Origin of the sequence: Micromonospora sp. ALFpr18c, from assembly GCF_008868155.1 — a bacterium.
In the GTDB taxonomy this organism is placed as follows: Bacteria; Actinomycetota; Actinomycetes; order Mycobacteriales; family Micromonosporaceae; genus Micromonospora.
In genome coordinates this window covers 1-10,365 of sequence record NZ_WBKR01000217.1, presented here as the reverse complement: position 1 = coordinate 10,365, position 10,365 = coordinate 1, and the positions used below count along the sequence as shown (strand labels likewise).

Sequence of the window (10,365 nt, the reverse complement as noted above, 5' to 3'; positions counted from 1 at the left end):
GCCGCCGCTGGACCATGCGCTGGAAAGCACCCCTGAACGCCTTCCAGATCGCCTTCGAGGGCCGGCTCACCCCGGCCAACGACTGACCACCTCAACAACCAAGATCAGCCGTTAACTTGACACTCCCTCACCAGCCTCCCTCACACGCGGACCACAGCGTCCGTCGTGGGGAGGGCAGAGAGATTCGAAAGTCTGACGCTCGGGCTCAAGGCACCAATCCACGGTTCCCGTGGAAGCCCTCCACCACCATGCTGACCTACAGGCTCGTCAGCACCACAGAGGATTCGGAGTCGACCACGACGAACCCCATCACGATCCACCCGAACACCGGCGGACCGCAACCACCAACCAGCACCGAATCTTCGCGCACCATGCTGCGCCTCGAAGACGGCGCCGTGTTGCTGACCTGCGAAAACTGAGAGTGGGCGATGCTGGTATCGAACCAGCGACCTCTTCGGTGTGAACGAAGCGCTCTCCCACTGAGCTAATCGCCCTCAGCGCCGTTGACTCTACCCGATCGTGGAACCAGACCGGAAATCCGGGGTCAGTGCGTCGCGAGGTAGTGCATCGCCGCGGCCACCACGTCGATGCCGAGGCTGTACTTGAGGGAGAGCCACACCACGGTGCCGACGAAGACCAGCCCGACGGCGCCGAGCAGGATTCGCACCAGGATTGACTGCCTTGTCACCCATCGCGTCCAGCCGTGGACGTGCCGGCGGGTGAAGCCGAGCAGTCGGCGGGCCCAGTGGAATTCGACGGCCCAGATGCCGAGGCCGGCGATGACCAGCAGCCAGCCCGGCCCGGGTAGCGGGATGAGGGCGATGCCGATGGTCACGACGAGCGCCCCGGCGATCGCGATGAAGATCTTGAGGGCGATCCGGCCGGTGGGGTTGGCCCGGATCACGTCGAGGGTCATCGAGATCCGTCGCCGCCAGTGGGGGCGCTGCGGCGGGTCTTCGACGACGAGGACTCCGCCGGGGCGGCCGGCGTCGGGCGTCGACCGTCCGGGTCGCTCGGGCTGCTCCATCGGCACTGCGTACCCCCGCTGTTCGGCTTTTCGGGCCGCGACGTTCGGCGGGCCGGACGTCGCGGGCGGATCCACTGAGGATCGGTTCGTGACCATTTCACCCCCCAGTGTCGCGCGGGCCCGTCACTGCAACGGCCGACTGGACGTTACCGGAGTAAGTCGACGACTGAGCCACCCGATGCCGGGCGGTATCACGCACTGGGCAGAACCGGAAATCCTACATGAATCCTCACATTCACGCGGCCTTTCCGTCCCCCTTCCCACCACTGGGTGAAGTCAGCGTATGGCGGAGCGTAGCCAGGAGTAGCACCTGAGTATGGAAAAGCGGGACACGCGCGTTCCGCAGCGGTGCCGGGGGGAGAACGTCCATGAGTGTCATTCGACCGACGACCGTAGAGGTCGAGACGTCGCTAAGGCTCGTCGCACCTGACGCCACCGCCTTGCCGGTGCGTGCCAGTCTGCGTTACGACCCTGCTGACCCGTATGCGGTCCATGTCCTGTTCCATGCCGAATCGGCCGGGGGTGAGGCGGTGAGTTGGTCGTTCGCTCGCGAACTCCTGGTCACCGGCCTGGACGAGCCGGCTGGCATCGGGGATGTGCGGGTCTGGCCCTGGGCCACCCCGCGCGGCGACTTCGTCGCGCTGGCCCTGTCGTCACCGGACGGCAACGCCCTCTTCGAGGTGCCGCGCAGCGTCCTGGTGCGATTCCTTCGACGGACGTACGTCGTCGTCCCGCGCGGCCGCGAGGCCGAGCACCTGGACGTCGACACGGCGGTGAACCGGCTGCTCGCCGGTCGCTGATCACCGCCCGAAAGGGCAACACCGGCCAACCGGGGCCGCGCGGATCTGCCGAGTCCGCGCGGCTCCGGCACACCCAGGGGGTACGCGGACAGTCCGCCCCGGTCGGCCGGTGCTCAGCCGTGCGTGGTGATGCCGCCGTCGACGGGGATGACCGCGCCGGTGAGGTACGCGCCGGCCCGCGACGAGAGGTAGATGGCCGTGCCGGCCATGTCGTCGGGGCGGCCGATGCGGCCCAGTGGCACCTGCTGCTCGATGCTGGCGCGGCTCGCCGGGTCGTTCAGCGCGAACGCCATCATCTTGCTCTCGAACGGGCCGGGTGCGATGGCGTTGACGGTGATCTGTTCGCCGGCGAGTTGGTGGGCGAGGCTGCGGGTGAGCATGTGCACGGCGGCCTTGGTGGCCGAGTACGCGTACACCTCCATGAACGGCACCCGGATGCCGTCGATCGACCCGATGTTGATCACGCGGGCCGGGTCGTCGGCGCTGGCGGCGGCGCGCAGCGCCGGCAGCAGCGCCGTGGTCAGCCGGAAGACGGCCTTGACGTTGACCGCCCAGAGCTTGTCGAACGCGGCCTCCGGGTAGTCCTCCAGCGGCGCGCCCCAGGTGGCGCCGGCGTTGTTGACCAGCACGTCGAGGCGTCCGAAGCGGTCCCGCACGGCGGCGGCCAGCGCCTCGGCCGCGGCGTCGTCGCTCAGGTCGGCGGGGATGGCCTCGCAGCGACCCTCGGCGGAGAGTTCCTTGGCGACCGCCTCGCAGACCTCCGCCTTGCGGGACGAGATGATCACGTGGGCGCCGGCCCGGACGAAGCCCTGGGCGATCATCAGACCGATCCCCCGCGAGCCGCCGGTGACCAGAACCGTCTTGCGTTCGACCGAGAACAGCTGCGTCATGCCCATCCCATCGCGAGTCGGAGGGGTCCGCCGGTCGGTCGGGCGGCCGGCGGGGCGCCGGCGGACCGCGGACCGGACGGCGCTACCGCCGGGTAACGTAGCCCGGTCGCCGGGATCGGGACAAGCCCGTGCCGCCGTGGCCGGGCCACCGCGCACCCCGACCGGGATGCGGTGACCTGCGGTTCGGGCTACCGTCGCAGGCGATGGTCTCCACCGGTCCCTCCCCCGCGCCACCGATCGGAACGGTGTCACCCGTACCCGACGAGATCGCCACGTTCGCGTTGGCCGACCTGGCCCCCGACCGCGGCTGGCGTCGGCCGGTGCTCGTCGACCGGGAGTTGTTGATCCTCACCACCCGGCGGCACGGCGACGCCGAGCTGGACTTCCACCTGTTGCCGTGCCGACCCGGCACGCTGCTGCGGATCCGTGCCGGTCAGGTGTTGCGCTGTCCCGGCCCGCAGTTCGACGGCACCGTGGTCGCCTGGGACGCGGAGGCGCTGCGCGGATTCGACGTCGACCCGGACGCCCCGGCGAGCTGGCGGCAGTTGGCCGGCGAGGACGAGGACGCGGTGATCACCGAGGTCAGCCAGTTGGCGGTGGACTGTCAGCGGCACGGCGACAGTCCGGCCGGCCGCGCCCTGCTGCGCCACCAGCTCGCCGTGCTGCTGTTGCGGCTGACCCTGCCCGACGCCGACCAGGTGCCACCCCGGCCCGAGGTGGAGACGTTCCGCCGGTTCCGCCGCGAGGTGGAGCACGGCTACCAGGTCACCCGGCGGGTGGAGGACTACGCCGCCGGGCTCGGCTGCTCGGTACGGACCCTGACCCGGGCGTGCCTGGCCGTCACCGGCAGCAGCGCCAAGCAGGTCATCGACGAGCGGGTCGCGTTGCAGGCCGCCCGCCTGCTCGCCGCGACCGACGAGCCGATCGCCCAGATCGGCCGGCAACTCGGGTTCTCCGAGCCCACCAACTTCGGCCGTTTCTTCACCCGGGAGGTCGGGCTCAGCCCCGGCGCGTTCCGCGCGGCCCGGGAGCAGCCGGCCGCCGGCCGGGTGGTGCGCCCCCGACCGCCGGCCGAGGCCGCCGGCGTCAACGGGGGCCGCTTCCGCCCGGGCAGCCCCGGCGAGCCGGCCAACGGCGGTCACGGCACCCGGACCGGGTCGCCCACCGGGCCGGGTGGCGGCACCGGCCGGGCATGATGGCAGGGTGCAGATCTCCGCGCGCGGCGACTACGCGGTACGGGCGGCGCTGAGCCTCGCCACCGCGTACCCCTCGCTGCTGTCCACCCAGGCCATCGCCGCGGAGCAGGACATGCCGCGCAAGTTCCTGGAGGCCGTCCTGGCGGATCTGCGCCGGGCCGGCATCGTCCGCGCCCAGCGCGGCGCCGAGGGTGGCTACACCCTCGCGCGTCCGCCGCGCGAGGTGACCGTCGGCGCGGTGCTGCGCGCCGTGGAGGGCCCTCTCGCCGGGGTACGCGGCCTGCGCCCGGAGGAGACCCGGTACGAGGGTTCGGCGGAGAACCTGCCCGGCCTGTGGGTGGCGGTGCGCGCCGCCGTGCGGCGGGTCGTCGACGAGGTGAGCCTCGCCGAGATCGTCAGTGGCCGGCTGCCCGCCCACGTCCGCAAGCTCACCGCCCTACCCGACGCGTGGGAGCCCCGCTGACCCGGTCACGCGTCACAGGCTCCACACCACCTCCTCGGTGCTGAGCCGGGGCAGCCGCTCCGACCAGGCGTCCGGGCCGGGGTGGCCCACGTTCATCAACAGCAGCGCCTCGTGCCGGCCGTCGGGAAAGAACTCCCGGGTCACGCCGGCCGCGTCGAACCCGGCCATCGGGCCGGCGGCCAGCCCGGCAGCGCGTACGCCCACCAGCAGGTAGCCGATCTGCAGGGTCGCGCTGAAGCGGGCCTGCTCGGCGCGTGCCACCCGGTCGGCCAGCCAGTCGCGGGCCTGCGGGCGGTGCGGGTACAGCTCGGGCAACCGCTGGTGGAAGTCCACGTCGGCGGCGAGCAGCGCCACCAGCGGCGCGGTGGCGGTCTTCGCCCGGTTGCTCGACGAGACGTACGGCAGCAGCCGCGCCCGGGCCGCCGCCGACCGGAGCAGCAGCATCCGCAGCGGTTGGCCGTTGTACGCGGTCGGCCCGTACCGGATCAGGTCGTGGATCGCCGCGACCTGCGCGTCGGTGACCGGCTCGGCGGTGAACGTGTCGGCCGTACGGGCCGCCCGGAACAGCAGGTCCTGGGCGGCCCGGTCCAGCGCGAGCAGGTCCGGCGTGGCCGGCGCGGTCATTCCGGTACCGGCGGGACCGCGGTCGTGTAGCCGCCCTTGTGGTGCACCAGCGGGGCGCCGTCGCCCCCGTCACCGAGCGCCAGCGGCTCGGCGATCACCAGTGTGTGGTCGCCGGCGGGGACCCGGTGCACCACCCGGCAGAGCAGCCGGGCCAGCACCCCGCCGAGCAACGGCACCCCGAACGGGCCCGCCGCCCAGTCGGGGTAGGCGGCGAAGCGGTCGATGCCGCTGGTGGCGAAGATCCTCGCCGCGTCCCGCTGATCGTGCGCCAGCAGGTGCACCGCGACGTGTTCGGCGCGGGCCAGCACCGGCCAGCTCGACGACGCCACCCCGAGGCAGAACGAGACGAGCGGCGGATCCAGGGACACCGAGGTGAACGACGTGGCGGTGAACCCGGCCCGGATGGGCGCGCCGATCCCGCCCAGGCAGGCCGGGTCGGTGGCCCGGGCCACGGCGGTGACCACGGTGACGCTGGTGGCCTGCCGGCGCAGCAGCGCGCGGAACAGGTCCCGGTCCACCGGCAGCAGCTCGGTGGCGTCCGTCGCCGGACGTTGCACGGTGGTCACGCCGACACCAGGGCCGGCGCGGCGTACGCGCTGGCCGGCCGGGGCAGGCCGTAGTGCTCGCGCAGCGTCGCACCGGTGTACTCGGTGCGGAACAGCCCACGGGCACGCAGCACCGGCACCACGTGGTCGACGAAGTCGGCCAGGCCGCCGGGCAGGTGCGGCGGCATGATGTTGAAGCCGTCGGCGGCGCCCTGGGTGAACCACAGCTCGATCTGGTCGGCGATCTGCTCGGGGGTGCCGGCCACGACCCGGTGGCCCCGGCCGCCGCCGAGTCGACCGATCAGCTGCCGGACGGTGAGCCGTTCCCGGCGGGCCAGCTCGGTGACGAGCTGGTAGCGGCTCTGGTGGGCCTGCACGGTGCCGGACTCCGGCAGCTCCGGCAGCGGCCCGTCCAGCGGCAGGCCGGTGAGGTCGATGCCGAGCATCCCGGACAGCTGGGCGAGGGCGTACTCGGGGACGATCAGCTCCTCCAGCTCGGCGGCCAACGCCCGCGCCTCGGCCTCGGTGCCGCCGATCACCGGGGCGATGCCGGGTAGGACCTTCACCAGGTCGGGGTCCCGGCCGGCGGCGGTGACCTGCCGGCGCAGCTCGGCGTAGAAGCCCTGCCCGTCGGCGAGGGTCTGCTGGGCGGTGAAGACCGCCTCGGCGTAGCGGGCGGCGAAGGCGATCCCGTCCGGCGACGAGCCGGCCTGCACCAGCAGTGGTCGACCCTGCGGGCCGCGGGGGATGTTCAGCGGGCCGCGCACCTGGAACTCCGGCCCGCGGTGCGCCACCTCGTGCACCCGGTCGGTGTCGGCGAACACCCCGGCGGAGGTGTCGAAGACCAGCGCGTCGTCCTCCCAGCTGTCCCAGAGCTTGATCGTCACGTCGACGAACTCGGCGGCCCGCCGGTACCGGTCGGCGTGCGCGGGATGGCTGTCCCGGTTGAAGTTGACCGCCTCCCGCTCCTGGGCGGAGGTGACGATGTTCCAGCCGGCCCGGCCGCCGCTCAGGTGATCCAGCGAGGCGAACTTGCGGGCGACGTGGAACGGCTCGTTGTAGGTGGTGGAGACCGTCGCGATGAGGCCGATGCGCTCGGTCACCGCGGCGAGCGACGCGAGCAGGGTCAACGGTTCGAAGACGGCCTGGATGTTGTGCCGGGGGTTCGGCCCGACCGACAACCCGTCGGCGAGGAACAGCGAGTCGAGGGTGCCGCGCTCGGCGATCCGGGCCAGCTCCTGGAAGTGCCGGACGTCGGTGACCCGACGCGGGTCGGTGCGGGGGTGCCGCCAGGCCGCCTCGTGGTGGCCGACGCCCATCAGGAACGCGTTGAGGTGCAGGGTACGAGTCATTGGTGTCCGTCCTATCCGGCTCATTGGTGTCTGTCCTATCCGGCGGATACGTCGACGCGCCAGGTGGAGAAGCGGCGTTCGAGGGCGACGAGGAGCTGGTTGACGACCAGGCCGATGGCGGAGATCGTCATGATCCCGGAGTACATGTCGGGGATCGCGAAGTTGTACTGCGCGTAGTTGATGAGGTAGCCGAGGCCGGCCTTCGCGCCGACCATCTCGGCCGCGACGAGCACCAGGATCGAGTACGCCCCGGCCAGCCGGACGCCGGTGAAGATGGTCGGCACCGCGGCCGGCAGGATCACCTTCTGGAACAGCCGCAGGTGGTTGAGCCCCATCGAGCGGGCCGAGCGGATCAGCAGCGGGTCGACGCCCTTCACGCCGGCGATGGTGTTCAGCAGGATCGGCCAGGAGCACGCGTACAGCACCAGGGCGATCTTGGAGGTTTCGCCCAGGCCGAGGATGAGCACGAAGACCGGCAGCAGGGCCAGCGCGGCGGTGTTGCGGAACACCTCCAGCAGCGGGCTCAGCAGCTCGGCGAGTGGCCGGTACCAGCCGATGAGCAGCCCGAGCGGGATCGCGGTGAGCACCGCCAGGCCGAGCCCGGCCAGCGACCGGGTCAGGCTCGCGCCGACGTGCTCGGCGAGCTGACCGGTACGCAGCAACTCCCACCAGGCCACCAGCACCTCCGACAGCGGGGGCAGGAACACCCGGTCGACGAGCCCGAGCCGGGGCACCCCCTCCCAGATCGCGGCCAGCGCGGCGATCGCGACGGTACGGTGCAGCACCTTCGCGCCGACGCCGAGCAGCCGCCCGGCTCGGCCGGGGGTGACGCGGCCGGCCACCTCGGGCGCGGCGGGCGGCGCCGCCAGTCGGGTGGGACGTTCGGCGATGTCAACCAACGCGGGCCTCCTCGGTGTGGTGGACGCCGGTGCCCTCAGCCGCCTGGGCGGCGCGGACCTCGTCGCGCAGCAGCGTCCAGATCTGATGGCGGTGGTGGCGGAACGCGTCGGTGGAGCGGACGTCCTCGACCGCGTCCCGGTCGCCGAGGTCGACGTCGATGACCTGCTTGAGCCGCCCGGGCCGGGAGGTCAGCACCGCGACCCGCTGACCGAGGTACACGGCCTCGTCGATGCCGTGGGTGATGAACACGATCGTCTTGCCGGTACGCGACCAGATGCGCACCAGCTCGTCCTGCAACGAGTCGCGGGTCTGCGCGTCGAGGGCGGCGAATGGCTCGTCCATCAGCAGCACGTCCGGGTCGTACGCGAGGCTGCGGGCGATGGCGACCCGCTGTTTCATCCCGCCGGACAGCTCGTGCGGGTAGCGGTCGGCGAAGCCGCGCAGGCCCACCAGGTCCAGGTGGTGGGCGATCAGGTCGGCGCGCTCGGCGCGGGGCACACCCTTGGCCTCCAGCCCGAACGCCACGTTGCCGGCGGCGGTGCGCCAGGGCAGCAGCGCGTACTGCTGGAAGACGATGCCCCGGTCCAGGCCGGGCCCGGTGACGGGCCGTCCGTCGACGAGCACCTGCCCGCCGGTCGGCCGGGTGAGCCCGCCGAGCAGGTCGAGCAGGGTGGACTTGCCGCAGCCGCTGGGGCCGACGACGACCAGGAACTCGCCGGGGCGTACCCCGAGGGTCACCTCGTGCAGCGCGGTGACCGCGCCGGCGTCGCCGCGCCGGGTGGCGCGGACCGGGAAGGTCTTGCTCACCCGGTCGAAGAGGATCTTGTCGGTGCTCACGCGCCGCCCCCGTCCACGAACGGGTTGAACCGGTTGGTGAAGATGTCGGTGGGCTTCGGACGGTCGCCCTTGATCTCGCCCTCGGCGACGAGCCAGTCGATCCAGGTGCCGAACTCCTGCTCGCCGATCACGCCGCCCCGGCCCGCGACACCGCTGCTCTTCCAGTACGAGACGAGCGACGGGTCCTCGTTGCGGCCGCGCTTGGCGATGATGTCGCGCATCCGGGCGACCACGGTCTCCCGGGGCTGGGTGCGGGCCCACTCGATGGCCTTGCCGACCCCGGTGACGAACGCCTTCACCGTCTCCGGGTTGCGTTTGATGAAGTCGTCGCGCAGGACGTACGTGCCGGCGCTGAACGCGCCCAGCAGTTCGTAGTCGGTGACGATGGTGCGGATGCCGCCGCCGGCGATCGCCTTGTCCCGGATCACCCCGCCGAGCACCGCGACGTCGATCTGCTTCTGCCGCAGCGACTGCTCGGTGTTGACCGGTGGCAGGGCGACCAGCTCGACCTGTTTGATCTCGGCGGGGCTGAGCCCGCCACGGGCGAGCCAGGTCTTGAGCACGGCCTCGGCGTGCGCGCCGAGGGTGTTCATGCCGACCTTCTTGCCGATCAGGTCGCGGGCGGTGCGGATCGGGCTGTCGTCGAGCACGTAGTAGCCCTGGAAGGTCTGCGCGTCGGAGCCGTAGTAGCTGACCACGGCGGTGATCGGCGCGTTGGCGGCGGCGAGCTTGACGATCGCGCCGTTGAACGCGCCGCCGAAGTCGCTCTGCCCGGTGGCGGTGGCCTGGATGTCCTGCGGACCGCCGGTGACGTTGCCGATCCACTTGAGCTTGACGTCGCCGAGGTAGCCGAGGTCGGCGGCGAGTTCGGGGAGGGTGACCTGGCCGACGGAGCCCTGGTAACGCAGCTCGGTGGCCTGCCCGGCACCGGCCTCGGCGTCGCCGCCGCAGCCGGCCGCGCCGGTGAGCAGGGTCAACGTGGCGGCGGCGGCGAGAGCGCGCAGGAGGGTACGACGGGGTGGGGACATGGGGTGTCTCCTGATCTGTCCACGATGGGAGCGAGGAACGCCCGGATGCGGGGCGTGGAGGCACGCCGCTCCGCGATGAGCGGGCGAGCGGTGTGAGTGCGGCGATGGAGCCGAGCCGGATGAACCGGTCAGCTCAACAGAGCGCGCTCGCGTGCCGGACCAGGTCGACGTGCACGCAAGCGGTGAGGAGGAGCTCGTCCCGCTGCGACATGACCTCATGCTGCCGGCCGTGGGATCTGCCGGTCAACGGTCTTCCAGAAGGTGAGACTTGTATCGCTGGCGATGTTACGACACGCCCCCAGCAGCGTTTACCGCCGCGCAACACCTATCTGTTTGATGGGGTTTACGGCCCCGCAGCGGCACCGTCCAGGCCGGACACCGAAGGGGTTTCAGAAGTTGCCCGTTCGGGAATGTTCGATCTCGACACGGCAGGGAACGGTGACGAGGGGAGTCCTCCGATGGGCCTCATGTTTCGCAAGCGCAAGAAGTACGGTCCGATCATCCTGAACTTCACCGAGAACGGCTTCTCCTCGTGGAGCATCAAGATCGGGCGCTGGTCCTGGAACTCCAAGGCACGGGCGCACCGGGTCGACCTGCCGGGTCCGCTGTCCTGGAAGCAGGACAAGTCCCGGTCGTAAGACATCCCGGGAGTCGAGCGGGGTGCCGGTGATTCACCGGCACCCCGCTCGGCGTCCCCGCCCAG

Annotated in this window: 13 protein-coding genes and 1 tRNA gene; 5 read left to right on the top strand and 9 right to left on the bottom strand. The window is 71.7% G+C overall.

Going from position 1 to position 10,365, the window contains the following annotated elements; genetic code table 11:
• Window positions 1–248 precede the first annotated feature (248 nt).
• On the top strand, window positions 249–419 hold the full coding sequence (locus tag F8271_RS32635; RefSeq protein ID WP_192580476.1) for a hypothetical protein: 171 nt from the start codon (window positions 249–251) through the stop codon (window positions 417–419).
• A gap of 3 nt (window positions 420–422) precedes the next feature.
• Here the strand turns inward: F8271_RS32635 and F8271_RS27075 are convergent.
• Together F8271_RS27075 and F8271_RS27070 are read right to left on the bottom strand one after the other, a co-directional pair.
• Window positions 423–494 (bottom strand) — tRNA-Val (locus tag F8271_RS27075).
• A 50-nt stretch (window positions 495–544) separates the two neighbouring features.
• Window positions 545–1,123, bottom strand: a complete 579-nt coding sequence (locus tag F8271_RS27070; protein WP_151492683.1) for a TIGR02611 family protein — start codon at window positions 1,121–1,123, stop codon at window positions 545–547.
• A 272-nt stretch (window positions 1,124–1,395) separates the two neighbouring features.
• Here F8271_RS27070 and F8271_RS27065 point away from each other — a divergent pair, with 272 nt between their 5' ends.
• Window positions 1,396–1,827, top strand: coding sequence for an SsgA family sporulation/cell division regulator (locus F8271_RS27065; RefSeq protein WP_007457244.1), 432 nt, complete (start codon window positions 1,396–1,398; stop codon window positions 1,825–1,827).
• A gap of 113 nt (window positions 1,828–1,940) precedes the next feature.
• Here F8271_RS27065 and F8271_RS27060 read toward each other — a convergent pair whose 3' ends face one another.
• A complete protein-coding gene (locus tag F8271_RS27060) occupies window positions 1,941–2,717 on the bottom strand; it encodes a glucose 1-dehydrogenase (protein WP_151492682.1) in 777 nt (258 codons plus the stop codon).
• 203 nt (window positions 2,718–2,920) lie between these two features.
• Between F8271_RS27060 and F8271_RS27055 the strand changes: the two genes are divergently transcribed.
• Both F8271_RS27055 and F8271_RS27050 read left to right on the top strand, forming a co-directional pair.
• Entirely contained in the window at window positions 2,921–3,913 is a 993-nt protein-coding gene (locus tag F8271_RS27055; RefSeq protein ID WP_151492681.1) for an AraC family transcriptional regulator, read from the top strand.
• Between the two features lie 7 nt (window positions 3,914–3,920).
• Window positions 3,921–4,376 carry an Rrf2 family transcriptional regulator gene (locus F8271_RS27050; protein ID WP_030333674.1) on the top strand — a complete coding sequence of 152 codons (456 nt, stop codon included), beginning with the start codon at window positions 3,921–3,923 and terminating at the stop codon, window positions 4,374–4,376.
• A gap of 12 nt (window positions 4,377–4,388) precedes the next feature.
• Here F8271_RS27050 and F8271_RS27045 read toward each other — a convergent pair whose 3' ends face one another.
• From F8271_RS27045 to F8271_RS27020, 6 genes are read right to left on the bottom strand one after another with little or no spacing between them, the layout of a single operon-like run.
• On the bottom strand, window positions 4,389–5,000 hold the full coding sequence (locus tag F8271_RS27045) for a malonic semialdehyde reductase (RefSeq protein WP_151492680.1): 612 nt from the start codon (window positions 4,998–5,000) through the stop codon (window positions 4,389–4,391).
• A complete protein-coding gene (locus F8271_RS27040; protein ID WP_151492679.1) occupies window positions 4,997–5,566 on the bottom strand; it encodes a flavin reductase family protein in 570 nt (189 codons plus the stop codon). Before F8271_RS27040 ends, F8271_RS27045 begins: the two co-directional genes overlap by 4 nt.
• Window positions 5,563–6,897 carry an LLM class flavin-dependent oxidoreductase gene (locus tag F8271_RS27035; protein ID WP_192580475.1) on the bottom strand — a complete coding sequence of 445 codons (1,335 nt, stop codon included), beginning with the start codon at window positions 6,895–6,897 and terminating at the stop codon, window positions 5,563–5,565. Before F8271_RS27035 ends, F8271_RS27040 begins: the two co-directional genes overlap by 4 nt.
• Window positions 6,898–6,932: 35 nt before the next feature.
• The gene (locus tag F8271_RS27030) at window positions 6,933–7,796 is read right to left on the bottom strand and encodes an ABC transporter permease (RefSeq protein WP_151492678.1); all 864 of its coding nucleotides are present in this window, start codon (window positions 7,794–7,796) and stop codon (window positions 6,933–6,935) included.
• Window positions 7,789–8,634 carry an ABC transporter ATP-binding protein gene (locus tag F8271_RS27025; RefSeq protein ID WP_151492677.1) on the bottom strand — a complete coding sequence of 282 codons (846 nt, stop codon included), beginning with the start codon at window positions 8,632–8,634 and terminating at the stop codon, window positions 7,789–7,791. Before F8271_RS27025 ends, F8271_RS27030 begins: the two co-directional genes overlap by 8 nt.
• Window positions 8,631–9,662, bottom strand: a complete 1,032-nt coding sequence (locus F8271_RS27020; protein WP_151492676.1) for an ABC transporter substrate-binding protein — start codon at window positions 9,660–9,662, stop codon at window positions 8,631–8,633. The genes F8271_RS27025 and F8271_RS27020 overlap by 4 nt, the downstream gene beginning before the upstream one ends.
• 458 nt (window positions 9,663–10,120) lie before the next feature.
• Between F8271_RS27020 and F8271_RS27015 the strand changes: the two genes are divergently transcribed.
• Complete coding sequence (locus tag F8271_RS27015) at window positions 10,121–10,300, top strand: DUF4236 domain-containing protein (protein WP_030333600.1); 180 nt, start codon at window positions 10,121–10,123, stop codon at window positions 10,298–10,300.
• The last annotated feature ends 65 nt before the right edge of the window (window positions 10,301–10,365 follow it).

Coding starts and splice junctions, on each gene's coding strand:
- F8271_RS32635 (WP_192580476.1), top strand. CDS start 249: ATGCTGACCTACAGGCTCGTCAGCACCACAGAGGATTCGGAGTCGACC.
- F8271_RS27070 (WP_151492683.1), bottom strand. CDS start 1,123: ATGGTCACGAACCGATCCTCAGTGGATCCGCCCGCGACGTCCGGCCCG.
- F8271_RS27065 (WP_007457244.1), top strand. CDS start 1,396: ATGAGTGTCATTCGACCGACGACCGTAGAGGTCGAGACGTCGCTAAGG.
- F8271_RS27060 (WP_151492682.1), bottom strand. CDS start 2,717: ATGACGCAGCTGTTCTCGGTCGAACGCAAGACGGTTCTGGTCACCGGC.
- F8271_RS27055 (WP_151492681.1), top strand. CDS start 2,921: ATGGTCTCCACCGGTCCCTCCCCCGCGCCACCGATCGGAACGGTGTCA.
- F8271_RS27045 (WP_151492680.1), bottom strand. CDS start 5,000: ATGACCGCGCCGGCCACGCCGGACCTGCTCGCGCTGGACCGGGCCGCC.
- F8271_RS27035 (WP_192580475.1), bottom strand. CDS start 6,897: ATGACTCGTACCCTGCACCTCAACGCGTTCCTGATGGGCGTCGGCCAC.
- F8271_RS27020 (WP_151492676.1), bottom strand. CDS start 9,662: ATGTCCCCACCCCGTCGTACCCTCCTGCGCGCTCTCGCCGCCGCCGCC.
- F8271_RS27015 (WP_030333600.1), top strand. CDS start 10,121: ATGGGCCTCATGTTTCGCAAGCGCAAGAAGTACGGTCCGATCATCCTG.